Origin of the sequence: Cellulosimicrobium cellulans (assembly GCF_001722485.1) — a bacterium.
Classification (GTDB): Bacteria; Actinomycetota; Actinomycetes; order Actinomycetales; family Cellulomonadaceae; genus Cellulosimicrobium; species Cellulosimicrobium cellulans_A.
On sequence record NZ_LWGL01000002.1, the window covers coordinates 1 to 23,394 of the forward strand.

Annotated in this window: 21 protein-coding genes, 1 tRNA gene and 1 other RNA gene; 8 read left to right on the forward strand and 15 right to left on the reverse strand. The window is 74.4% G+C overall.

The features are described 5' to 3' along the window. The 5 genes from JZ5iCDA_RS00425 to ffs all read right to left on the reverse strand — a co-directional run. The coding region (locus JZ5iCDA_RS00425; protein WP_069385311.1) for a DNA polymerase III subunit gamma and tau at positions 1 to 1,182 on the reverse strand (1,182 nt) is incomplete at its 3' end. An 81-nt stretch (positions 1,183 to 1,263) separates the two neighbouring features. Further along, complete coding sequence (locus tag JZ5iCDA_RS00430) at positions 1,264 to 1,926, reverse strand: methionine ABC transporter permease (RefSeq protein ID WP_069385366.1); 663 nt, start codon at positions 1,924 to 1,926, stop codon at positions 1,264 to 1,266. Next, positions 1,926 to 3,125: a methionine ABC transporter ATP-binding protein gene (locus JZ5iCDA_RS00435; RefSeq protein WP_083259492.1), complete on the reverse strand. Its 1,200-nt coding sequence runs from the start codon at positions 3,123 to 3,125 to the stop codon at positions 1,926 to 1,928. Before JZ5iCDA_RS00435 ends, JZ5iCDA_RS00430 begins: the two co-directional genes overlap by 1 nt. A 29-nt stretch (positions 3,126 to 3,154) precedes the next feature. Further along, the gene (locus JZ5iCDA_RS00440) at positions 3,155 to 4,057 is read right to left on the reverse strand and encodes a MetQ/NlpA family ABC transporter substrate-binding protein (RefSeq protein WP_069385312.1); all 903 of its coding nucleotides are present in this window, start codon (positions 4,055 to 4,057) and stop codon (positions 3,155 to 3,157) included. A gap of 411 nt (positions 4,058 to 4,468) precedes the next feature. Then, positions 4,469 to 4,565, reverse strand: an RNA gene (gene ffs, locus JZ5iCDA_RS00445) — signal recognition particle sRNA small type. Between the two features lie 129 nt (positions 4,566 to 4,694). On the opposite strand from ffs, the gene JZ5iCDA_RS00450 reads away from it, so the two are divergent. The 4 genes from JZ5iCDA_RS00450 to JZ5iCDA_RS00465 all read left to right on the forward strand — a co-directional run bounded on the left by JZ5iCDA_RS00450 (position 4,695) and on the right by JZ5iCDA_RS00465 (position 8,446). Further along, positions 4,695 to 4,780: transfer RNA gene (locus JZ5iCDA_RS00450), tRNA-Ser, on the forward strand. 284 nt (positions 4,781 to 5,064) lie between these two features. Next, positions 5,065 to 5,763: a TetR/AcrR family transcriptional regulator gene (locus tag JZ5iCDA_RS00455; protein WP_069385367.1), complete on the forward strand. Its 699-nt coding sequence runs from the start codon at positions 5,065 to 5,067 to the stop codon at positions 5,761 to 5,763. 56 nt (positions 5,764 to 5,819) lie between these two features. After that, positions 5,820 to 6,791 (forward strand): ABC transporter ATP-binding protein, encoded by a 972-nt coding sequence (locus JZ5iCDA_RS00460; RefSeq protein ID WP_069385313.1) that lies wholly within the window; start codon positions 5,820 to 5,822, stop codon positions 6,789 to 6,791. Beyond that, positions 6,788 to 8,446, forward strand: a complete 1,659-nt coding sequence (locus tag JZ5iCDA_RS00465) for an ABC transporter permease (RefSeq protein ID WP_083259493.1) — start codon at positions 6,788 to 6,790, stop codon at positions 8,444 to 8,446. The genes JZ5iCDA_RS00460 and JZ5iCDA_RS00465 overlap by 4 nt, the downstream gene beginning before the upstream one ends. A 97-nt stretch (positions 8,447 to 8,543) precedes the next feature. Here the strand turns inward: JZ5iCDA_RS00465 and JZ5iCDA_RS00470 are convergent, their stop codons facing one another. From JZ5iCDA_RS00470 to JZ5iCDA_RS00485, 4 genes are all read right to left on the reverse strand, one after another. Then, positions 8,544 to 9,308, reverse strand: coding sequence for an ABC transporter permease (locus JZ5iCDA_RS00470; RefSeq protein WP_069385314.1), 765 nt, complete (start codon positions 9,306 to 9,308; stop codon positions 8,544 to 8,546). Then, a complete protein-coding gene (locus tag JZ5iCDA_RS00475; RefSeq protein ID WP_069385315.1) occupies positions 9,305 to 10,165 on the reverse strand; it encodes an ABC transporter ATP-binding protein in 861 nt (286 codons plus the stop codon). The genes JZ5iCDA_RS00470 and JZ5iCDA_RS00475 overlap by 4 nt, the downstream gene beginning before the upstream one ends. A gap of 65 nt (positions 10,166 to 10,230) precedes the next feature. After that, the gene (locus tag JZ5iCDA_RS00480) at positions 10,231 to 11,073 is read right to left on the reverse strand and encodes a DUF4097 family beta strand repeat-containing protein (protein WP_069385316.1); all 843 of its coding nucleotides are present in this window, start codon (positions 11,071 to 11,073) and stop codon (positions 10,231 to 10,233) included. A 139-nt stretch (positions 11,074 to 11,212) separates the two neighbouring features. Then, positions 11,213 to 11,752 (reverse strand): toxin-antitoxin system HicB family antitoxin, encoded by a 540-nt coding sequence (locus JZ5iCDA_RS00485; RefSeq protein WP_069385317.1) that lies wholly within the window; start codon positions 11,750 to 11,752, stop codon positions 11,213 to 11,215. A 152-nt stretch (positions 11,753 to 11,904) separates the two neighbouring features. Between JZ5iCDA_RS00485 and JZ5iCDA_RS00490 the strand changes: the two genes are divergently transcribed. Further along, complete coding sequence (locus tag JZ5iCDA_RS00490) at positions 11,905 to 13,281, forward strand: TrkH family potassium uptake protein (RefSeq protein ID WP_366246648.1); 1,377 nt, start codon at positions 11,905 to 11,907, stop codon at positions 13,279 to 13,281. Positions 13,282 to 13,308: 27 nt separating this feature from the next. Here JZ5iCDA_RS00490 and JZ5iCDA_RS00495 read toward each other — a convergent pair whose 3' ends face one another. The 6 genes from JZ5iCDA_RS00495 to JZ5iCDA_RS18165 are packed head-to-tail and all read right to left on the reverse strand — an operon-like array spanning position 13,309 to position 21,375. Continuing rightward, complete coding sequence (locus JZ5iCDA_RS00495) at positions 13,309 to 14,016, reverse strand: response regulator (RefSeq protein ID WP_083259494.1); 708 nt, start codon at positions 14,014 to 14,016, stop codon at positions 13,309 to 13,311. Next, positions 14,013 to 16,631 carry a DUF4118 domain-containing protein gene (locus JZ5iCDA_RS00500; protein WP_083259495.1) on the reverse strand — a complete coding sequence of 873 codons (2,619 nt, stop codon included), beginning with the start codon at positions 16,629 to 16,631 and terminating at the stop codon, positions 14,013 to 14,015. The genes JZ5iCDA_RS00495 and JZ5iCDA_RS00500 overlap by 4 nt, the downstream gene beginning before the upstream one ends. A 36-nt stretch (positions 16,632 to 16,667) precedes the next feature. Next, positions 16,668 to 17,360, reverse strand: a complete 693-nt coding sequence (gene kdpC, locus JZ5iCDA_RS00505) for a potassium-transporting ATPase subunit KdpC (protein ID WP_083259496.1) — start codon at positions 17,358 to 17,360, stop codon at positions 16,668 to 16,670. A gap of 42 nt (positions 17,361 to 17,402) precedes the next feature. Then, a complete protein-coding gene (gene kdpB, locus JZ5iCDA_RS00510; protein WP_069385318.1) occupies positions 17,403 to 19,604 on the reverse strand; it encodes a potassium-transporting ATPase subunit KdpB in 2,202 nt (733 codons plus the stop codon). Next, positions 19,601 to 21,280 (reverse strand): potassium-transporting ATPase subunit KdpA, encoded by a 1,680-nt coding sequence (gene kdpA / locus JZ5iCDA_RS00515; protein WP_069385319.1) that lies wholly within the window; start codon positions 21,278 to 21,280, stop codon positions 19,601 to 19,603. Before kdpA ends, kdpB begins: the two co-directional genes overlap by 4 nt. A gap of 5 nt (positions 21,281 to 21,285) precedes the next feature. Further along, complete coding sequence (locus JZ5iCDA_RS18165) at positions 21,286 to 21,375, reverse strand: potassium-transporting ATPase subunit F (RefSeq protein ID WP_139122888.1); 90 nt, start codon at positions 21,373 to 21,375, stop codon at positions 21,286 to 21,288. A gap of 382 nt (positions 21,376 to 21,757) precedes the next feature. Here JZ5iCDA_RS18165 and JZ5iCDA_RS00520 point away from each other — a divergent pair, with 382 nt between their 5' ends. Genes JZ5iCDA_RS00520 through JZ5iCDA_RS00530 form a run of 3 tightly spaced genes read left to right on the forward strand, consistent with a single transcriptional unit; the run spans position 21,758 to position 23,393 of the window. Further along, the gene (locus JZ5iCDA_RS00520; RefSeq protein WP_069385320.1) at positions 21,758 to 22,054 is read left to right on the forward strand and encodes a type II toxin-antitoxin system VapB family antitoxin; all 297 of its coding nucleotides are present in this window, start codon (positions 21,758 to 21,760) and stop codon (positions 22,052 to 22,054) included. Between the two features lie 26 nt (positions 22,055 to 22,080). Continuing rightward, positions 22,081 to 22,746, forward strand: coding sequence for a LytR C-terminal domain-containing protein (locus JZ5iCDA_RS00525; protein WP_253181890.1), 666 nt, complete (start codon positions 22,081 to 22,083; stop codon positions 22,744 to 22,746). Between the two features lie 41 nt (positions 22,747 to 22,787). Then, positions 22,788 to 23,393 carry a GNAT family N-acetyltransferase gene (locus JZ5iCDA_RS00530; RefSeq protein WP_069385321.1) on the forward strand — a complete coding sequence of 202 codons (606 nt, stop codon included), beginning with the start codon at positions 22,788 to 22,790 and terminating at the stop codon, positions 23,391 to 23,393. Position 23,394 lies beyond the last annotated feature (1 nt).

The window sequence follows — 23,394 nt, forward strand, 5'->3', positions numbered from 1 at the left end:
CTCGACCCGGTCGAGGCCGACGCGCGCGAGCCGGTCGAGGCGCGCCGCGAAGCCGGCGGCGCCGTCGTCCGCGCCCGGCAGGAGGAGGCGCGCCACCAGGAGCTCCAGGTGCAGCCGCGGGGACGTCGCGCCCGTCATCTCGGTCAGCGCCGCGTTGACGAGGTCCGCGGCGCGCGACAGCTCGGACACGCCGAGGTTCTGCGCCTGCGTGCGCATGCGCGCGAGCTGGTCGGCGGGCTGGTCGCGCAGCACCGCGTCGGCCGCGTCACCCGACACGGCGATGACGATGAGGTCGCGCAGCCGCTCCAGCACGTCCTCGACGAAGCGCCGCGGCTCGTGCCCCGTCGCGATCACCTGGTCGACGACGCGGAAGATGCTCGCGCCGTCGCGCGCCGCGAGCGCGTCCACGACGTCGTCGAGCAGCGTGGAGTGCGTGTAGCCGAGCAGCGCGACGGCGCGCTCGTAGTCGACCGTGCCGTTCTCCGCCCCGGCGATGAGCTGGTCCATGACGGACAGCGAGTCGCGGACGGACCCGCCGCCCGCGCGCGTGACGAGCGGGAAGACGCCCGAGCCGACCGTGACGCCCTCCGTGGCGCACAGCTCCTCGAGGTACGGGCCGAGGACGTCCGGCGGGACGAGGCGGAACGGGTAGTGGTGCGTGCGCGAGCGGATGGTGCCGATGACCTTGTCGGGCTCCGTCGTCGCGAACACGAACTTCACGTGCTCCGGCGGCTCCTCCACCGTCTTGAGCAGCGCGTTGAAGCCCGCGGGCGAGACCATGTGGGCCTCGTCGATGATGTAGATCTTGAAGCGGTCGCGCGTGGGGGCGAACGTCGCGCGCTCGCGCAGGTCGCGCGCGTCGTCGACGCCGCCGTGCGACGCCGCGTCGATCTCGACGACGTCGAGGCTCCCCGGCCCGCCGCGCGCGAGCTCGACGCACGACGGGCACTCGCCGCACGGCGTGTCGATCGGGTTCTCGGGAGTGTTCTGCGCGCAGTTCAGCGTGCGCGCGAGGATGCGGGCACTCGTCGTCTTGCCGCAGCCGCGCGGCCCGGAGAAGAGGTAGGCGTGGCTCACCCTGCCGCTGCGCAGCGCCTGCATGAGCGGCGCGGTCACGTGGTCCTGACCGATCACCTCGGCGAAGGTCTCGGGCCGGTAGCGGCGGTACAGGGCGGTGCTCACCCCGGCAACTCTAGACGCCGCGACCCACAGCGGACGATGCCGTCCCGGGGGCCGTGGACGACGGGTCCACGGCCCCGCGGGTCAGCGGTGCAGCGCCCGGCGCGCGAGCCGGTTGCCGAGCAGCTGCGCGAGCTGGACGATCGCGATGATGACCAGGACGGTGACGACCACGACCTCCCAGTTGTACCGCTGGTAGCCGTACCGCAGGGCGAAGTCACCGAGGCCGCCGCCGCCGATGAGGCCGGCGATCGCCGACATGTCGAGCACCGCGATGAACAGGAACGTGTAGCCGAGGATCAGCGGCGCGAGGGCCTCGGGGACGAGCACCGTCGTGATGATCCGCCACGGCGACGCGCCCATCGCGCGCGCCGCCTCGACGACGCCCGGGTCGATGCCGACGAGGTTCTGCTCGACGATGCGCGACGTCCCGAACGCCGTCATGACCGACAGCGGGAAGATGAACGCCTCCGTGCCCAGCGTCGTGCCGACCACCTGCAGCGTGACCGGCCCGAGCAGCGTCACGAAGATGATGAACGGGATCGGCCGCACGACGTTGACCAGCAGGTTCAGCGTGCCGAACACCCACCGGTTGGCCAGCAGGTTCCCGGGCCGCGTCACGTAGAGCGCGAGGCCGAGCGCGAGACCCGCGAGGCCGCCCGTGAGCAGCGCCACGGTGACCATCTGCAGCGTCTGGCCGAACGACTCCCACAGGATCGGCCACAGGGTCGACCAGTCGCGGTTCATCACAGGCCTCCCGGCATGCCGTGGCGGTAGATGGTCTCGTTGCCGTGCTGCAGCGCGTCCCGTGCACCCCGCTCGGCCGCACGGGCGGTACCGCCCGGCGCCGTGCGCAGCACGCGCGGGTCGTCGAGCGGGTGTGCGGCCGTGCCGAGGTCCACGACGTCGGCGTGCTCGGCGAGCGCGGCGAGGAACGGCGCGACGCGGTCCTCGGTGGCGACGAGCTCGACCGTGAGCGACCCGAACGGGCGGTCGCCGACCTCGCTGATGCCGCCGAAGACGACGGCGCCGTCCACCTGGTGCTCGCGCAGGAGGCGGAACAGCTCGGTGCCCGTGCTCGCGCCCTCGCGCACCCCGACCGTGACGAGCCGGCCGGGGTGGCGCTCGCGCAGGCGCGCGAGCGCGTCGGGCGAGGGGCGGTCGTGCAGGGCCGTCCCGACGAACCGCTGGGACGCGTCGGCCCGCGGCGCGGAGAAGACGTCGTAGACGTCGCCGACCTCGACGACCTTCCCGTGCTCCATGACCGCGACGCGGTGGCACGTCGAGCGCACGACGTCCATCTCGTGCGTGATGACGACGATGGTGATCCCGAGCTCGGCGTTGACGCGCCGCAGGAGCGCGAGCACCTCGCGCGTCGTCTCCGGGTCGAGGGCGGACGTCGCCTCGTCGGCGAGCAGGATCGTCGGCGAGGCCGCGAGCGCGCGGGCGATGCCGACGCGCTGCTTCTGCCCGCCCGAGAGCTGCGACGGGTAGGCCCTGGCCTTGTCGGCGAGCCCGACGAAGTCGAGCAGCTCGGCGACCCGCCGCTCGCGGTCGGCGCGCTTCCACCGGGCGACGCGCAGCGGGTAGCCGACGTTGCCCGCGACGGTCCGGGACGACAGCAGGTTGAACTGCTGGAAGATCATCCCGATGCGCGAGCGCACGTCGCGCAGACGGCGCTCGGGCAGGCCCGTGATGGTCTCGCCGTCGACGACGACGTCGCCCTCGGTCGCGGTCTCGAGCGCGTTGATGAGCCGGACGAGCGTCGACTTCCCCGCGCCGGAGTAGCCGATGACGCCGAAGATCTCGCCGCTGCGCACGGTCAGCGACACGTCGTCGACCGCGCGGACGGCGCGCGCGCCCTCGCCGAACACCTTCGACACCCCGCGCAGCTCGATCGCCGGGCGGGCGTCGGCCCCGGCGGGGCGCGCGTCGTCGTCCGTCATGCCGTCCGTCCTCTCGTGGTGCGCCCGGCTCAGGACTCGCCGCGCAGGTCCGCCTCGATGCCCGCGAGGATCTCCTGCAGCTCCTCGGCGGAGTTGTCCTTGATGACGGCGGTCCCGCCGGACGCCTGCTCCTCGGCCTCGACGACCTCGGGCGAGTGCGAGATCTCGACGAGCTTGGCGAGGTCCTCGTCGTCGGCGTCCTCGGCGCGCGCGACCCACACGTTGATGTAGGGCTTGGCGGCGTCGGAGTCGGGGTCGTCCTCGAACAGCGCGTCCTCGGGGGTGAGGCCGGCGTCCTCGACGAAGTCGTTGTTGATGATCGACGCGTCGACGGACTGAAGCTGGATCGGCGTCTGCTCGGCCGCGACCGGCGTGACGGTGACCTTGGACGACGGCAGCACGTCCGCCTCGGTGGACAGCGAGCTGCCCCCGTCCTTCAGCTCCACGAGCCCGGCCTCCTGGAGGACGAGGAGCGAGCGCGCGAGGTTCGTCGGGTCGTTGGGGATCGCGACCTGGCCGCCCTCGGGGATGGCGTCGAGCGAGTCGTGCTTCGTGGAGTACAGCGCGAGCGGGTAGACGGCGGTCGCGCCGATGGGCTGCAGGTCCTCGCCGGAGTCCACGTTGTAGCCCGCGAGGAACTGCAGGTGCTGGAACTGGTTGACGTCGAGCTCGCCCTGCGACACGGCGGGGTTGGCCTGCGTGTAGTCCTGGAGGTCGACGAGCTCGATGTCGAGCCCCTCCGCCTCGGCCTGCTCGCTGAACACGGCCCACTTGTCGTCGGACGCGCCGACGACGCCGATGCGGATGGGGCCGTCCTCCTCGCCGGAGCCGGAGTCCGTGCCGGTGTCACCACCGCCGCACGCGGTGAGGGTCAGGGCGGCCGTCGCGGCGATCGCGGCCCAGGTGAGGCGGGTGCGAGGGGTCGAGGACATGGGTGGTTCCTTCCGGAAGGCGGTCGCGCGGGTCGCACGGCCGGGCGCAGGGCGGACCTGCGGCTCGTGAGCGGTGTTCGGGGGCGCTTCCGGCGGGCCATCAGCCACGCGGCGAGCAGGAGAGGAGCGGCCCGTCGGACGGCGGGCGGGGCTCGGAGGTGCAGGCGGAGCCTGCGGGGCACGACGGCGTCAGCAGCCGCACATTCGCCCGGTGAGGTCGCCGCGACAGCACGGCAGGCCGGCGCAGGACGCTGCGCGCGGGTCCGCGGTGGCGGGCGAGTACCGGGTCATGGCGACCATGATGGGCACGCGGACGGCGTCGGCGCCAATCAACACGCCGGAATGTCCATCATCCGGACGGAAATGTGTTCGCATCGCGGGACACGGCGCTTGGCGACAAGGTCCGGAGACGCAAAGGACCCCTCGCGCACCCACCAGAGCTCACCTACCCTTGCTGCCTTCCGGCCCTGGGGGAGTTCGGCGAGATGATGCCGCACGAGGGGTCTGCACCCAGCCTAGCCCAGGACCCCGGCGCGCTCGAAACCCGCAGCCCGCAGTCGCGATTCGGCCAGGGCAGCGCGGTCTTGTATCCTCGTTGCGCTACCCCCGGTCACCGATCGCGACTGGTGGTGCACCAGGAGGATTCGCCTAGTGGCCTATGGCGCACGCTTGGAAAGCGTGTTGGGTTAACAGCCCTCGGGGGTTCGAATCCCCCATCCTCCGCAGTCCGAAGGGCTCGTCGCGTGCGGCGAGCCCTTCGTCGTCCGCGAGCTCGGGCGCCGCGCGGTCGCGGCACCCGCCGCTGAGGCCCGCCACACAGGTGCGACGGGCCTCGCGGGCGTCCCGACGGTCCGACGCGCCGGGACACGTGCGCCGGCGGTGCCGCCGACGACCACCTACCAGCCTACGACCCGCAGGCCCTGCGCGGCAGTGGTCGACCCGCCCCAGTGTGTCGATTTCCTCCTCCCTCTGGCGCAAACGCTGAACGCGCGTTTAGCATGCTGAACATGCGTTCAACGAACGAGGGCGCCCCGGGGCGCAGCGGCCCTCCCGAGGACCTCACGACGCGTGCGCGGATCCGCGACGCCGCGATCCTGCGCTTCGCGCGCGAGGGCTTCGGGGCGTCGGTGCGCGCGATCGCCGCCGACGCCGGGGTGAGCCCGGCGCTCGTGCTGCACCACTTCGGGTCCAAGGACGGCCTGCGCGCCGCGTGCGACGAGCACGTGCTCGCCACGGTGCGCTCCGGCAAGCGCGACGTCATGGCCGACGCGGCGGACCTGTCCTCGCCCATGGCCACCTGGTTCACCCAGGTCGAGCAGTTCGCGCCCGCCGTCGGCTACGCCCTCCGCAGCCTCCAGGCCGGCGGCTCGCTCGCGCGCGAGTTCGTCGACCACCTCGCGGCCGACGCCGTCGGGTACGTCCGCGAGGCCGTCGCCGCGGGCGTCCTCGTCCCGAGCCGTGACGAGGAGGCCCGGGCCCGCTACCTCGTGCTCAGCTCGATGGGTGCCCTGCTGCTCTCCCTGACGCTGGACCCGCCCGACGACCCCGACGACCTCGCGGGCGCGACGCGCCGCTACGTCGACTCCGTCGCGCTCCCGGCCCTCGAGGTCTACACCGAGGGGCTCCTGACCTCCCGCCGGCTGCTCGACGAGTACCTGCTCTACGTCGGCGACCCGCCGCACGACCAGGACGCCGCCACCGCGTGACCGGCGCGCGTCCCTCGGCACGGACCTTCCCTGCGGACGAGAGACGAGACACGACCATGACCACCACCAGCACCACGAGAAGCACGACCCGAGGGCACGACGGCGTCCCCGCCGTCGAGGTCCACGACCTGCACAAGCGCTTCGGCGCCGTCACCGCCCTGGACGGCCTCGACCTGACCGTGCGCCGGGGCGAGGTCGCCGGCTTCCTCGGACCCAACGGGGCCGGGAAGTCCACGACGATCCGCGTCCTGCTCGGCCTGCTGCGCGCCGACTCCGGCTCGGTGCGCCTGCTCGGGGGCGACCCCTGGGCGGACGCCGTCGCCCTCCACCGCCGCCTCGCGTACGTCCCCGGCGACGTCACCCTCTGGCCCAACCTCACGGGCGGGGAGGCGATCGACCTGCTGACCCGGCTGCGCGGCGCCGTCGACCCGGCCCGGAAGAAGCTCCTGCTCGAGCGGTTCGAGCTCGACCCCACGAAGAAGGCCCGCACCTACTCCAAGGGCAACCGGCAGAAGGTCGCCCTGGTCGCCGCGCTCGCGTCCGACGTCGAGCTGCTCGTGCTCGACGAGCCGACCTCCGGACTCGACCCGCTCATGGAGGCGGTGTTCACGGAGTGCGTGCGCGAGGTCGTCGCGGAGGGCCGGTCGGTCCTGCTGTCGAGCCACATCCTCGCCGAGGTCGAGAAGCTGTGCGACACCGTGACGATCATCCGCGCCGGCCGTGCCGTGCAGTCGGGCACGCTCGAGGAGCTGCGCCACCTCACGCGCTCGTCGGTCACGGTCGTCACCGCGCAGGACCCGAGCGGCCTGGGCGCGGTCGACGGCGTGCACGACCTCGTCGTCGAGCGCACCGCCGACGGCCCGCGCGCGCGCTTCGCCGTCGAGAACGACCGCATGCAGGCGCTCGTCGCGGCGCTCGGCGGCTACGACGTCCGCTCGCTGCACGTCGCGCCGCCGTCGCTCGAGGAGCTGTTCATGCGCCACTACGGCGACGAGGTCGCCCACCTCGACCGGGCGGGTGCGCTGTGAGCACCGCGACCGCGACGCCCGTCGCGCCGCCGCGCCGCGACGAGCGGGCCGGCGGCACGCTGACCGCCACCGGGACGCTGCTGCGCTTCGCGCTGCGGCGCGACCGCGTGCGGACCGCGGTGTGGGCCGCGTCCGTCGCGCTGCTGTTCCTCTACGCCGCGACGGCGCTCGACGCGGTCTACCCGACCGCCGCCGACCGCCAGGTCCGCGCGCAGCTCGTGTCGAGCCCCGCGGCGATCATGATGTCGGGGCCCGGCTACGGGCTCGACGACTACACGCTCGGCGCGATGGTCGCGAACGAGTTCACGCTCTGGGCGATGGTCGCGGTCGCGATCATGAACGTCCTGCTCGTCGTGCGGCACACGCGCGCGGAGGAGGAGTCGGGGCGGTCGGAGCTCGTCCGGGCCGGCGTCGTCGGACGCCACGCCCCCGCGACGGCGGCCCTCCTGCTCGCCGTGGTCGCGGACCTGCTCATCGCCGTGCTGAGCGGCTCCGTGCTCGTCGCGGCGGGGCTCGCGGCCGTCGACTCGTTCGCGCTCGGGCTCGCTGTCGGCGTCACCGGCCTCGTGTTCGCGGCGGTCGCGGTCGTCACGAGCCAGCTCACCGCGCACGGCCGGACGGCGTCCGGCCTCGCGCTGGCCGTCCTCGGGGCGGCCTACCTGCTGCGCGCGGTCGGCGACGTCGAGCAGCTCCACGGGAGCTGGGTCTCGTGGCTGTCGCCCATCGCGTGGGGACAGCAGATCCGCGCCTTCGTCGACCTGCGGTGGTGGCCGCTCGCTCTCTCTCTCGCGCTCGTCGTGCTGCTGCTCCTCGCCGGGTCCGCGCTCGCCGCCCGGCGCGACGTCGGCGCGGGCCTGCTCCCGCCGCGCCGGGGCCGCGCGGACGCGGCCGCGAGCCTGCGCGGGCCGTTCGCGCTCGCGTGGCGCCAGCAGCGCGGCTCCGTGCTCGCCTGGGGCGTCGGCATCGGGCTCATGGCGTACGCGTCCGGGACGTTCGCCGACTCGGTGAGCGAGATGGTCGACGAGCTCGCGGCGACCAACCCCGCGATCCTCGAGCTGTTCGGCGAGGCCGACATGGTCGCCGGGTTCGTCGGCGTCATGACGGTGTTCCTCGCGCTCGCCGTGGGCGGGTTCGCGGTCGCGTCCGCACTGCGAGTGCGTGCCGAGGAGACGAGCGGGCGCGCCGAACCCGTCCTCGCGACGGCGACGAGCCGGGCCGGGTGGCTCGGTGGCCAGCTCGCCGTGACCGCGCTCGGCGCCCTCGTGCTGCTGCTCGTCGCCGGGCTCGCGCTCGGGCTGGGGGCGCTGTCGGTCGGCGTGAGCGACCCCGGGCTCGGCGAGTACGTGCTCGCGGCGCTCGCGTACTCCCCTGCCGTCCTCGCGCTGGTCGGCGTGGTGTGGCTGTTCCTCGGGTGGCGGCCCGGGCTCGTGGGGCTGGCGTGGGTCGTGCTCGCCTGGGCGTTCGTCGTCGGGATGTTCGGCGGGCTGCTCGACCTGCCGGACGCCGTCATGGGCCTCTCGCCCTACTGGCACGTGCCCCAGCTCCCGGCGGACCAGGTCGACGGCACGGGCCTCGCCGCGCTGTCGGCCGTGGCGGTCGCGCTGCTCGCCCTCGGGTTCGCGGGTTTCCGACGCCGGGACGTCACCTCGTCCTGACGTCCGCCCCAGGCCACACGTGGAGCGGGGCCCCGGTCGTCGACCCGGGGCCCTGCTCGTGGTGCGTGCGCCGTCGCGGGGGGCGGCGCGGCTCGGCTCAGCTAATCTTGCGGCGGTAGACGGCGACCGCGCCGGCGTAGGCGGCGAGGAGGATGCCGACGAGCCAGCCGAGGGCGACCCAGATGTCGGTGCCGACGGGCTGCTGGGCGAACAGGGCGCGGACCGTGTCGACGACGGCCGTCACCGGCTGGTTCTCGGCGAACCAGGCGACCGGTCCCGGCATGGAGTCGGTGGGCACGAACGCCGAGCTGATGAACGGCAGGAAGATCAGCGGGTAGCTGAACGCGCTCGCGCCGTCGACCGTCTTGGCGGACAGGCCCGCGATGACCGCGATCCAGGTCAGCGCGAGCGTGAACAGCACGAGGATGCCGAGCACGGCGAGCCAGGCGCCCACGGACGCCCCGGTGCGGAAGCCCATGAGGATCGCCACCCCGACGACGATCGTCACCGAGGCGAGGGTCGCGACCAGCGAGGTGAGCACGTGCGCCCACAGCACGCTCGACCGGGCGATCGGCATCGACTGGAAGCGCTCGAAGATCCCGCCCTGCAGGTCGAGGAACAGCCGGTAGGCGGTGTACGCGACGCCGGAGGCGATGGTGATGAGCAGGATGCCGGGCAGCATGTAGTCGACGTAGGACTCCGCGGACCCGGTGTCGATCGCCCCGCCGAGCACGTAGACGAACAGCAGCATGAGCGCGATCGGCGTGACGGCGGTGGTGATGATGGTGTCGGGGCTGCGCAGGACGTGACGCAGCGAGCGCTGGGTCAGGGCGCCGGTGTCGGCCAGGACGTGGGTGGTCATCGGGGTTCCTCTCCGGCCCGGACCGTGCTCTCGCCACGGTCGGTGCCTGCGGTGGTGGTGGCGGTGCCGGTGGTGGCGCTCGTGCCGGGGGCGGCGGGGCCCACGAGGGCGAGGAAGACGTCCTCGAGGGAGGGCTGCTTCTCGACGTACTCGACCTGCGCCGGCGGCATGAGGGCCTTGAGCTCGGCGAGGGTGCCGTCCTGGATGATCGTCCCCCGGTGCAGGATCGCGATACGGTCCGCGAGCTGCTCGGCCTCGTCGAGGTACTGGGTGGTCAGGAGCACGGTCGTGCCGCCCGCGGCGAGCTCGCGCACGGTCTGCCAGACCTCGACGCGGGCCTGGGGGTCCAGGCCGGTGGTGGGCTCGTCGAGGACGATGACCGGCGGGTCGCCGATGAGGCTCATCGCGATGTCCAGCCGGCGGCGCATGCCGCCGGAGTAGGTGCCGGCACGGCGGTCGCCGGCGTCGGTGAGGGAGAAGCGGGCGAGCAGGTCGTCGGCGACCGCGGCGGGGTCCTCCAGGTGCCGCAGCTTCGCGACCAGGACGAGGTTCTCCCGCCCGGTGAGGACCTCGTCGACCGCGGCGAACTGCCCGGTCAGGCTGATCGAGCGGCGCACGTCGCCCGGCTCGGTGGCCACGTCGAACCCGTGCACGACGGCGGTGCCCGCGTCGGCCTTGAGCAGCGTCGAGATGATCCGCACGAGCGTCGTCTTGCCGGCCCCGTTGGAGCCGAGCAGCGCGAAGATGCTCCCCGCCGCGACGTCGAGGTCGACACCGCGCAGGACGTGCAGGTCCTTGAACGACTTCTCCACGCCCCGCACCCGGATCGCCGGCGCGAGGGACTGGTCGGTGGTCATGTCCGATCTCCGTTCTCGGGCGCGCGGCGTCTCGGCGCCGACGGCCCGGTCGATGGTGCAGGTGGTCAGGGACGGCGGAGGATGACGTCGCCGTACCCGGTGCTGGCGTGGATCTCGGCGGTGGACTCGTCCTCGACGGGCCCCTCCGTGGGGGTGAGCTGGTTGCGCACGGTGCCGTGCTGCGACGCGACGTCGAGCCACGCGGCGGTGCCCTCGGGCACGCCCACCTCGATCGACCCGTACGACGTGGTGAGCGAGACGGAGCCGGACTCGACCTGGTCGACGCGGATGCCGGCGTGCGCGGACCGCGCGGAGACGGTGCCGCTCACGCGGCCCACCGCGATGTCGCCGTGCGCGCCGGCGACGGTGAGGGACCCGGTGACGGCCCCGACGGTCGTGGTGCCGTTGGACGCGCGCACCGTGCCGTCGCCCGAGAGCTCGGTGATGCGCACGGAGCCCGCGCTGGCCCGCAGGTTCGCGGTGCCCGCGGCCCGGCCGACGACGACGGACCCGGCCGACGCCTTGAGGTCGATGCGGTCGGCCTCGTCGACGCGGGCGTCGCCGGCGCTCAGGCTGAGCTCGACCGTGCCGAGCCGCCCCTCGGCGAGCAACGAGCCGGTCTTGCCGCGCACGTCCGAACCGGTGGGCAGCTCGACGGTGACGTTCGCCGTGCCGGAGGAGAACGGCAGGACGAACTGCTTCCACGAGCCGGGGTAGGTGATCGTGACGGCGTCGCCGTCGCGCTCGACGCGCACCTCCTTGGCGGCGCGGACGCTGCCGGAGGACGAGGGGTCGGTGGGCAGCACGGTGACGACGACGTCGTCCCGGTCGCCGGCGACGACGTGCAGGTTGCCGAAGGGGACGTCCACGACGACGGGGACGGGCGCGGGCGCGGGGAACGTGGGCATGACGGTCTCCAGGAGTGTCGGTCCGGTGGGGCGGTGACTGCTGGTGCGTACGGGTGGGGCGGTGGAGTGACGCAGGGTGGTGCGCGACTCGGGAGAAGTGGTGTCGCGTGGTGTCACCCGCCGGCGACGTGGTGCGCGCTCAGCGCACCCAGCCGGTCAGGCGGGTGGTCCCGCGCTGGTCGGGACGGGGCTGTGCTGCCGGGCGGCCGCTGGTCTGCTCGAGCGCGGCGGCGACCGCGCGCACGAGCCACGTGTTGACCGAGACGCCGTCGCGGGCGGCGGCGACCTCGACCTGGGCCTTGAGGTGGTCGGGCAGGCGCAGGGTGGTGCGCGTGGTGGCGGCCGCGTCGACGTCCGCCACCGGCGGCGCGGGGGGCGCGGCCGGGGACGGGGCGGGTGCCGTCGTGGGCGCGGCGCCGGCGTCCTGCGCAGGTGCGGGCGGTGCGGCCACGACGAACTCCGGGTCGCCACCGCGCAGGCGGACGTCCACGGAGCCCGGCGCGAGTTCGGCGGAGATCTCTCCGGCCGCCGCGGAGAGCGCGTCGAGGAGGACGAGACGCACCGCGGCGTCGAGCGGCGCCGTCAGGCGCCCCGCGAGCTCCCGGGCCTCCTCCCCCGCGGCGTCGGCCGCCGTGGTGAGGCGGTGCTGCAGGTCGTCGACGTACCGGTTCAGGTCCATGACGCCACTATGACACCACACGTGGTGTCATCGCAACCCTTTCGCGACACCAATCTGTCGAGCGGGGTCGGACGCCCCTGCGCGCGAAGGCCGGGCGTCAGGATCCCGTCAAGATCGCGGGACGGGCCTCGCCGCTCGGGTAGACCGGCAGGGTGCGCCTGACCGCCGCCCTCCGGCCTCCCGCCCCGCGTCGCCCGTCGGCCTCGTCGACGGCCGGGCGGCCCGGCCGGCTCGTCGTCGGCGGGTTCGCGGCGACCGTCGCGGTCGGCACGGGCCTGCTCATGCTGCCGATCTCGGCGACCGGGCGCTCCGCGACCGCGCTCGAGGCGCTGTTCACCGCCACCTCGGCGGTGTGCGTCACGGGCCTGGCCGTCGTGGACACGGGGACGTTCTGGAGCCCGTTCGGGCAGGTCGTCGTCCTCGCCCTGGTCCAGCTCGGCGGTCTCGGCGTGATGACGGCGGCGTCGCTGCTCGGCCTGCTGCTGTCGCGACGGCTCGACCTGCGCACCCGCCTCGTCGCGGCCGCGTCGACGCGCAGCATCGGCCTCGGCGACGTGCGGTCCGTCCTCGTGGGGGTCGTGCGCGTCACCGTCGTCGTGGAGGCGGTCGTCGCGCTGCTCGTGGCCGCGCGGCTCGTCGTCGGGTACGACGTCAGCCCCGGGACCGCGCTGTGGCACGGCGTCTTCCACGCCGTCTCCGCGTTCAACAACGCCGGCTTCGGGCTCCACCCGGACTCGCTCGTGGGGTTCGTCGGCGACCCGTGGGTCTGCGTGCCGCTGTGCGTGGCGGTCGTCGTCGGCGGGATCGGGTTCCCCGTGCTCTTCGAGCTGTACCGGCGGCGCGTGCGCCCCTCGCGATGGAGCCTGCACACGAAGCTGACCGTCCTCACGACCGGGGTCCTGCTCGCGGGCGGGACGGTGTTCTTCCTCGCCGCCGAGTGGGGCAACCCGCGCACGCTCGGCGGGCTCGGCGTCGGCGAGCGCGTCCTCGCGGCCGTCACGCAGTCCGTGATGGCGCGCACGGCCGGGTTCAACTCGCTCGACACGTCCGCCATGAACAGCGGGACGTGGCTCGGCACCGACGTGCTCATGTTCGTCGGCGGCGGCAGCGCCGGGACGGCCGGCGGCATCAAGGTCGTGACGTTCGCGGTGCTCGCGTTCGTCATCTGGTCCGAGCTGCGCGGCGACCCGGACGTCACCGCGTTCGACCGACGGGTCTCCCCCGCCACCCAGCGCCAGGCGGTGAGCGTCGCCCTGCTGGGCGTCGCGGCGGTCCTCGTCCCGACGCTCGTCATCACGGCCACGTCCCCGTTCGGCCTCGACCGCGTGCTGTTCGAGGTGACGTCGGCGTTCTCCACCACCGGGCTGTCGACGGGCATCACCGCGGACCTCACCGCGCCGCACCAGCTCGTCCTCGTCGGCCTCATGTTCCTCGGCCGGCTCGGGCCCATCACGTTCGGCACGGCGCTCGCGCTGCGCGCACGACCGCGGCTCTTCCGCCGGCCCGAGAGCGCCGCGGTCATCGGCTGACGGCGACCTGCGGACCGCGCGACGCGCTCAGGGCTCGAAGCGGTAACCCATGCCCGGGGTCGTCAGGAGGTGCCGGGGGCTCGCGGGGTCCGGCTCGAGCTTGCGGCGGAGCTGGGCGACGTACACCCGCAGGTAGTGCGTGTCCCGCGTCGCCGTCGGACCCCACACCTCCCGCAGCATCTGCTCGCGCCCGACGACGCGGCCCGGGTGGCGCACGAGGAGCTCGAGCAGCGCCCACTCCGTCGGCGTGAGCCGCACCGGCGCGCCTCCGCGCGACACCTCGCGGCGTGCGAGGTCCACGCGCAGGTCGCCGGCCTCGACGACCGGCTCGTGGGCGCCGGGCTCGTGCGCGGCCCGGCGCACGGCGGCGCGCAGCCGTGCCATGAGCTCGGGCATGGCGAACGGCTTCGTCACGTAGTCGTCGGCCCCGGCGTCGAGCGCGTCGACCTTGTCGTCGCCGAGCTGGCGCGCGGACAGCACGATGATCGGCACACGGCTCCACCCGCGCACCGCGGTGATGACGTCGAGCCCGCTCACGTCCGGCAGACCGAGGTCGAGCAGCACGACGTCCGGGTGCGCCGTCGCGGCGGCGTCGATGCCCTCCCGGCCGGTCGCGGCCGTCGTCACGTCCCAGCCGTGCACGCGCAGCGTGATCGCCATGGCGCGCAGCAGCCCGGGGTCGTCGTCGACCACCAGCACCCGGTTCCCGCCCGCGTCCGCGCCCCGCTCGCTCACCGCGCCTCCTCCGTCGTCACGTCCGCCGTCACGGCCGTCGACACGTCCGTCGTCGTGCCGCCCGGCACCGCGCGGTCCGCGACCGGCACCGTGACGACCATCGTGAGCCCGCCGCCCGGCGTGTCCTCGGGGACGATGCTCGCACCGACGGCCCGGGCGAAGCCCTGCGCCACGGCGAGTCCGAGACCCACGCCGCTGCCGCTCGCGTCGCCGAGGCGCTGGAACGGCTCGAACATCCGGGCACGCGCGGCCTCGGGCAGCCCGGGCCCGCGGTCGACGACGCGCAGCTCGACGCCGTCGCGCGTCGCCGACGCGCTGACCCGCACGTCCCCGGGCGAGAACCGCACGGCGTTGGCGACGACGTTCGCCACGACGCGCTCGAGCAGGCCGGGGTCGGTCCGCACGAGCGGCAGGTCCTCGGGGAGGACGAGCTCGACCCGCCCGCGCGGGAGGTCGAGCGCCGGCTCGAGCGCCGAGTCGACGGCCGGCGGGACGACCTCGTCGAGGGAGACGGCGCGCAGCGTCGGCACGACGGCGCCCGTCTGGAGGCGCGAGAGGTCGAGGAGGTTGTCGATGAGCCGTTCGAGGCGGCCGGTGGCGGTCGCGACGGTCTCCACGAGGGCGTCCTCGTCCGCGGGCGCGAGCACCACGCCCGGGGAGCGCAGGCCGTCCACCGCCGTGCGGATGGCCGCGAGCGGGGTCCGCAGGTCGTGCGAGACGGCGGCGAGCAGCGCGGTCCGTGTCGCGTCCGCCTCGGCGAGGACCGACGCGCGCGCCGCCTGCTCGCGCAGGCGGCGGTACTCGAGGACGATGCCGGCCTGCGCGGCGAACGCGTCGAGCACCTGCCGGTCGCCCGCCGGCAGGGGGCGGCCCTCGAGGACGAGGCGGCGCTCGTCGTCGACCCGCACGAGCGTGCGTGTCGTGCCGTCCGCGGTGCCGGGCGCGGCCTCGGCAGGCGCGCGCCGGGCCTCGGCGATGACCGTCCACGGGCCCTCGGGCCGGGCGTCGGCGCGCTCCTCGAGCACGGCCCGGCGCACCGCGAACGTCTCGGCCAGGCGCGACACGACCGCGTCGGCCGTGTCCTCTCCCGTGAGCACCGAGCGTGCGAGCGCCGCGAGCGTGGAGGCCTCGGCGCGGGCTCGCGCCGCCTGGACCGACCGGCGTGCCGACAGGTCGACGACGGACGCGACGGCGACCGCGACGAGGACGAAGAGCAGCAGGGCGAGCAGGTTCTCGGGGGACGACACCACGAGCAGCCCGGTGGGCGGCGTGAAGAACCAGTTGATGCACAGGAAGGACACGACGGCGCAGGCGAGCGCCGGCCACATCCCGCCCACGAGCGCGACGCCCACGGTGAGCGCGAGGAACACGAGCACCTGCGTGGGCAGCCCGACCAGCTCGTCGGTGCCGTCGAACAGCAGGGTCAGGAGCGCGGGGGCGACGGGCGCGAGCACCCAGCCGGCCACGCGCCGTCGGGCCGACAGCGGGTTGAGGGTGCGCCGCGAGACGCGCCCGGCCCGGGCGCGCTCGTGCGTGACGAGGTGGACGTCGAGCGAGCCGGCGAGGCGGGCGATCTCGGCGCTCGTGGAGCCGAGCAGGGCCTCGCGCCAGCGCGAGTGCCGGGAGACGCCGACGACGACCATCGTCGCGTTGACGCCGCGCGCGAAGTCGACGACGGCGCTCGGCACGTCCTCGCCGACGACGGTGTGGAACGTGCCGCCGAGCGACTCGACGAGCTCGCGGTCGGCGGCGAGCGCGGCGGGCGGTGCCGTGGGCAGGCCGTCGGTCGCGAGGACGTGGACGGCGAGGAGCTCCGAGCCCGCGGCGCGCTCGGCGATGCGGGCGCCGCGCCGCAGCAGCGTGGCGCTCTCGGGCCCCCCGGTGAGGGCGACGACGACCCGCTCGCGCGCGGGCCACGTCCCCGCGATCGCGTGGTCGGCCCGGTAGCGGGTGAGGGCGTCGTCGACGCGGTCGGCGAGCCACAGGAGCGCGAGCTCGCGCAGCGCCGTGAGGTTCCCCTCGCGGAAGTACGACGAGAGCGACGCGTCGACCTGCTCGGCGCGGTACACGTTGCCGTGCGCGAGCCGCCGGCGCAGGGCCTGCGGCGGCAGGTCGACGAGCTGGACCTGGTCGGCGTCGCGCACCACGTGGTCGGGCACGGTCTCGCGCTGCCGCACGCCCGTGATGGCCTCGACGTCCTCGGTGAGGGACTCCAGGTGCTGGACGTTGACCGTCGTGACGACGTCGATCCCGGCGTCGAGCAGGTCGTGCACGTCCTGCCACCGCTTCGCGTGGCGCGACCCGGGGGCGTTCGTGTGGGCGAGCTCGTCGACGAGCGCGACGTCGGGCCGGCGCGCCAGCACCGCGTCGACGTCGAGCTCGGTGAGCTCGACGCCCCGGTGCCCGACGACCCGGCGCGGCACGACCTCGAGGTCGCCCACCTTCGCCGCAGTCGCGGCGCGCCCGTGCGTCTCGACGAGGCCCACGACCACGTCGGTGCCGCGCGCCCGGCGCCGCAGCGCCTCGTCGAGCATCGCGTAGGTCTTCCCGACGCCCGGCGCGGCACCGAGGTACACCGTGAGGCGCCCCCGGCGTCGCGACGTCTCAGCGTTCATGCGTGCAGTCCACCACGCCCACGACGGCACCGGCCGTCAGGACGCGTCCGCGTCGCCCGACGCGTCCAGCCGCTCGAGCGCGAGGTTGAGCGCGAGCACGTTGACGCGCGGCTCGCCGAGCACCCCGAGCACGCGGCCGACCGACTCCTGCTCGACGAGCGCGCGCACCTGCGCGACGTCGAGCTCGCGAGCCTGCGCCACCCGCTCGACCTGCTGCTCGGCGTAGGCGGGCGAGACGTGCGGGTCGAGGCCCGACCCGGAGGCGGTGAGCGCGTCCGGCGGGACGCTCTCGGGGTCGACGCCGTCGGCGGCGGCCACCGCGGCCCGGCGCTCCTCGATCGTCGCGACGAGCTCCGGGCTGCTCGGACCGAGGTTCGAGCCGCCCGAGGCGAGGGTGTCGTACCCGTCGCCCGCGGCCGACGGGCGGCCGTGGAACCACCGCGGGTCCGCGCCCGGCTCGCCGAAGGACTGGCCGGCGAGGGCCGAGCCGACGACCGGGGCGCCGTCCGCACCCGCGTCGTCGACCGACGTCGCGCGCGTGCCGTCGGAGCGCACGAGCGAGCCGTTCGCCTGCCACGGGACGGCGACCTGCCCGACCGCGAGCACCGCGAGCGGGTACAGGACGCCGAGCAGGAGGGTCATGAGGAGCAGGACGCGCAGGCCGGCGAGCGCGTGCCGGGTGAGGGAGATGACGCCGCTCCCGGAGGGTGCGGGGGCCGTGCGGGGCATGGGGTTCCTTCCGGAGGTGATGGATGGCACGGGCGCGGCGGCTCAGAAGCCGGGCAGCAGGGAGACGAGGAGGTCGACGAGCTTGATGCCGACGAACGGGGCGACCAGCCCGCCGACGCCGTAGACGAGGAGGTTGCGCCGCAGGAGCACCGCCGCGGACGCCGGCCGGTAGCGCACGCCGCGCAGCGCGAGGGGCACGAGCACGACGATGATCAGCGCGTTGAAGATCACCGCGGAGAGGATCGCCGACTGCGGGCTCGACAGGTGCATGACGTCGAGCACGCCGAGCGCGGGGAAGACCCCGGCGAACATCGCCGGCAGGATCGCCACGTACTTCGCCACGTCGTTCGCCACGGAGAACGTCGTGAGGGCGCCGCGCGTGATGAGCAGCTGCTTGCCGACCTCGACGATCTCGAGCAGCTTCGTGGGGTCGGAGTCGAGGTCGACCATGTTCCCCGCCTCCTTCGCGGCGGTGGTCCCGCTGTTCATCGCGACGCCGACGTCCGCCTGCGCGAGCGCCGGGGCGTCGTTCGTGCCGTCGCCGGCCATCGCGACGAGGCGCCCGCCCTCCTGCTCGCGGCGGATGAGCGCGAGCTTGTCCTCGGGCGTGGCCTCGGCGAGGACGTCGTCGACGCCCGCCTCGGCGGCGATGGCCCGCGCCGTCACCGCGTTGTCGCCGGTCACCATGACGCTGCGGATCCCCATGGCGCGCAGCTGGTCGAACCGCTCGCGCAGCCCGTCCTTGACGACGTCCTGGAGGCGGACGACGCCCAGCACGCGGGCCGGGCCGTCGCCGACCTGCTCGGCGACGACGAGCGGCGTCCCGCCCTGGGAGCTCACCACCTCGACGTGGGCGGCGAGCTCGTCGCCGACGGCGCCCTCGACGCTCCCACCGGTCGAGGCCACCCAGCGCTGCACGGCGCTGCCCGCGCCCTTGCGCAGGCGCCGCGCAGCGCCCGCGCCGTCCGGACCGCCCGGTCCGGCGAGGTCGACGCCCGACATGCGGGTCTGCGCGGTGAACGGGACGGGCGTCGCGCCGTCCAGCTCGTCCTGCACCCGGGCGTCGACCGCCAGCCGTTCGCGGTCGACGAGGTCGACGATGCTGCGCCCCTCGGGCGTCTCGTCCGCGAGCGACGCGAGCCGCGCGGCGCCGGCGAGCACCTCCGGCGTCACCCCGCCGACCGGCAGGAGCTCGGTCGCGAACCGGTTGCCGTGCGTGATCGTGCCCGTCTTGTCGAGCAGCAGGACGTCGACGTCGCCCGCGGCCTCGACCGCCCGGCCGGACATCGCGAGGACGTTGCGGCGCACGAGCCGGTCCATCCCCGCGATGCCGATCGCGGACAGCAGCGCGCCGATCGTCGTCGGGACGAGGCACACGAGGAGCGCGACGAGCACGACCAGCGGCTGCTCCGCGCCCGAGTACACCGCGAACGGCTGGAGCGTCGCCACGGCGAGGACGAAGACGATCGTCAGGGACGTCAGCAGCACGTTGAGCGCGATCTCGTTCGGCGTGCGCTGGCGCTCACTGCCCTCGACGAGCGCGATCATGCGGTCGACGAACGTCTGGCCCGCCGGCGCGGTGATGCGCACGACGATCCGGTCCGACAGGACGACGGTCCCGCCCGTCACGGCGGACCGGTCGCCGCCGGACTCGCGGATCACCGGCGCGGACTCGCCCGTGATCGCCGACTCGTCCACCGACGCGACGCCCTCGACGACGTCGCCGTCGCCCGGGATCGTCTCGCCTGCCTCGACGACCACCAGGTCGCCCACCCGCAGGCGCGAGGAGGACACCTCGACCGTGGGCAGCAGGTGCAGGCCCGCGCCGCGCGCGAGGGCGTCCGCCGGGGCGTCGAGCCGGCGCGCCGTCGTGCTCTCCTGCGTGGCGCGCAGGCTCGCCGCCTGCGCCGTGCCGCGCGACTCCGCGACCGACTCGGCGAGCGTCGCGAACAGCACCGTCGCCCACAGCCACACGGCGATGGAGATCGGGAACAGGCCGGGGTCGAGCGCGGCGAGGACGGTCGTCGCGACGGCGCCGAGCTCGACGACGAACAGCACCGGCGAGCGGTACAGCTCGCGCGGGTCGAGCTTGCGCAGCGCCGCGGGCAGGGCGGACCGGACCTGCGCCCACGTCAGGGCACGGCCGGCACCGGCGCGACCGCCGCGAGGGCGGCCGCCGTCGTCGCCGGGAGCGTCCGGCGCGGTTCCGGGCTGGCGGGGGACGGAGACGAGCGACGTGCTCATGACAGGGACTCCACGACGGGACCGAGGGACAGGACGGGAAGGAAGGTGAGGCCGACGACGACCAGCGCCACGGTGCCGAGCAGGCCGACGAACAGCGGCTTGTGGGTCGGCAGCGTCCCGGCCGACGCCGGCACCGCCCGCTGGGACGCGAGCCGGCCCGCGAGCGCCAGGACGAGCGCGATCGGCACGAAGCGGCCGACGAGCATCGCGAGGCCGAGGAGGGTGTTGTAGTAGGGCGTGCCGGTGGCGAGCCCCGCGAACGCGGAGCCGTTGTTGTTGCCGGCGGACGCGAAGGCGTACAGGACCTCCGAGAGCCCGTGCGGGCCGCTCTCCTGCTGGCCCGCCAGGCCCGCCGGCAGGACGACGGACAGCGCCGTGCCCACGAGGACGACCGCGGGCGTCGTGAGGACGTACAGGGCGACGAGCGTGATCTCCTGGCGCCCGATCTTCTTGCCGAGGTACTCCGGCGTGCGTCCGACCATGAGGCCGGCGAGGAAGACCGCCACGACGGCGAGCACGAGCATCCCGTACAGGCCTGCTCCCACCCCGCCCGGGGCGATCTCGCCGAGCAGCATGAGGAACACGACCACTCCCCCGCCGGGCGCGGTGAACGAATCGTGCATCGCGTTGACCGCCCCGGTCGAGGTGCCCGTCGTCGCGGTGGCGAACAGCGCGCTCCCGGCGAGGCCGAAGCGGGTCTCCTTGCCCTCCATGGCGGCCCCGGCGGCCTGAGGCGCAGCGCCGGGGCCGGCGAGCTCCGCCCACGTCACGAGCGCGAGCGCGACGACGAACAGGCCGGCCATCGCGCCGAGCACGGCCCACCCCTGCCGGCGGTCGCCGACCATGAGACCGAACGTGCGCGGCAGCGTGAACGGGACGGCGAGCAGCAGGAAGGTCTCGAAGAGGTTCGTGAACGGGTTCGGGTTCTCGAACGGGTGGGCGGAGTTGGCGTTGAAGAACCCGCCGCCGTTCGTCCCGAGCTCCTTGATGGCCTCCTGGGACGCGACGGGCCCGCCGAGCACGTGCTGGGTGCCGCCCGCGAGCGTCTCGACCGCCGTGTGCGGGTTCAGGTTCTGGACGACGCCGTTCGCGACGAGCACCACCGCCGCGACGAACGCCAGCGGGAGCAGCACCCGCACGACCGAGCGGGTGAGGTCGGCCCAGAAGTTCCCGACGCGCGCGTCGGTGCCGGAGCGGGCGAACCCGCGCACGAGCGCGATCGCGACGGACAGTCCCACGGCCGCCGACAGGAAGTTCTGCACGGCGAAGCCCGCCATCTGCAGCAGGTGGCCCGCGGCCGCCTCGCCCGAGTACCACTGCCAGTTCGTGTTCGTCACGAAGGAGACGGCGGAGTTCCACGCCCCGGCGGGGTCCAGACCGGTGAAGCCGAGGTCCAGCGGCAGGTGCTCCTGCAGCCGCCCGAGCCCGTACAGCACGAGGACCGAGACGAGCGAGAAGCCGAGGAGCGACAGGAGGTAGGTGCTCCACGTCTGCTCCGCGTCGGGGTCCACGCGCGCCACCCGGTAGCCCGCGCGCTCCACGCACAGGTGCGCCGGCGAGGTGTAGACGCGCGCCAGGTACGCGCCGAGAGGAGCGTGCACCGCGGCGAGCGCGGCGACGAGCAGGGCGACCTGGCCGACGGCGGACCACACGGTCGCGGCGTCGACGGTCGACATCCCGCTCACCTAGCCCGGTCGCTGCGGAGCAGCGCGACGAAGAGGTAGCCCAGCACGCCGACGACGGCGCCCAGGGCGATCCAGTCCAGCAGCATCACCGGGCACCCCCCGACGAGCCGTGACGACGCGCGACGAGCGCGACGGCGGCGAAGAACGCCACCGTGAGGAGGAGGTAGGCCACGTCGGCCATGGAGGTGCCTTCTCGACGACGGGCGGCCGGCCCCCGGAGCGGGGCGTCGACCGGTGCGCGGATCCGCGCACCGTCCTGTCCTACGTCCGCCGCCCTGCCCCGGGACGCCGTCCTGACGGATCCCTGACGCCTCCCGCCGCGTCCCTGACGGCATCCTGACCTTCCGGCCCGCCGGGGCCACTTGCACAGCCGATACCGTGGAGTACGTGATGAGATTGTGACCTCTACATGACCTTCACCCCGGCGTGTGCGGCGCGCCACGCGGCGGGGCACCTAGGATGTCCCGCATGATCTTCAAGGCCGTCGGTGACGGGCGCCCGTACCCGGATCACGGGAAGGTGACCGCCAGGGACTGGGCCGAGGTGCCCCCGCGCCAGGTGCGCCTCGACGAGCTGGTCACCACCAAGCGCACGCTCCACCTGGACGCGCTGCTCGCCGAGGACTCGACCTTCTACGGGGACCTGTTCGCCCACGTCGTCGAGTACGACGGCGTGCTCTACCTCGAGGACGGGCTGCACCGCGCGGTCCGGGCGGCGCTGCAGCAGCGCGCGATCCTCCACGCCCGCGTGCTCACCGTCCGATGACGTCCACTCTCCGGTAGGTTTCAGGCGTGACCACCCAGCCCGACCCCGCGCGCGCCGTGCGCCGGAGGCGCATGCACGAGCGCCAGGCCGTCGTGTTCGGGCTGCTCATCGCGGCGCTCGCCGTCACGGGTCTCGGCGCGCTGGCGGTGTACACGGGCGCGATCGAGGCCCCGTTCGACCGCCCGTTCTCCACTCCCGAGGAGACCGACGAGCTGGCCGACGTCCCCGTCCCGTGCCTGCCCGACGGCACGCTCCCCGTACCGTCCGGCGACGTCCACGTCGTCGTCCTCAACGCGTCCGGCGAGAGCGAGCCGCTCGCCGGACTCAACAAGGACGTGCTGGTCCAGCGGGGTTTCGTGGTCGACTCGATCGGCAACGCCCCGGACGTCGACGGGGACACGGAGCCGGACGTCAAGGCCCGCACGCAGATCCACTTCGGCGCGGCGGGGCTCGCGGCGGCGTACACGCTCGCCGCGCACTACCCCGATCCCGGCCTGGTGCTCGACGCGCGTGAGGACGCGACGGTCACGCTCTACGTCGGCCAGGACTTCGAGGACGTCGTGGACAACGAGCTCGTCGGCATCGCCGCCGACGTCCCGCTCGAGAGCCGCGAGGGCTGCGTCCCCGTCGAGCAGATCACCCCGCAGCCCCTGCCCGTCGCGCCGGGCCAGGAGGCACCGGCGGAGGGCTGAGCCCCTCCGCCCGCCCGGTCCCCCACCTGTGGACGGTGCTGATGACGTCGATCCGACCTGCCCGAACCGACGACCCCGCCGAGGTCGAGCGCCTCTACGCCGTCTGCCTGCGCACCGGCGCCTCCGGTGACGACGCGACAGGCCTCTACGCCGACCCGCGCCTCCTCGGCGAGGTGTACCTCGGGGCCTACCTCGCGCTCGAGCCGGAGCTCGCGTTCGTCGTCGACGACGGAGGCGTCGCGGCCGGGTACGTGCTGGGCGCCCGCGACACGGTCGCCTTCGAGGCCGCGTGCGAGCGGGCGTGGTGGCCGGCGCTGCGCGAGCGCTACCCGCTCGGCTCGTTCTCCGAGGGCTCGCGCGACGAGGCGCTCGTCCGGCACATCCACGCACCGCCCGTGGCGCGGGCCGGCGTGGTCGCCGCCTACCCGTCGCACCTGCACGTCGACCTGCTGCCCGCGGCGCAGGGCGGCGGCGACGGCCGGCGCCTGCTCCAGACGCTGTTCGACGCGCTCCGCTCCGCCGGGTCGCCCGGCGTGCACCTGGGCGTCGCGCGGGACAACCCCCGGGCCGTCGGCTTCTACCGCCACCTCGGGTTCACCGAGCTCGACGGCGACGACGGCGGCCTCACGCTGGGCCTGCGCCTCTGAC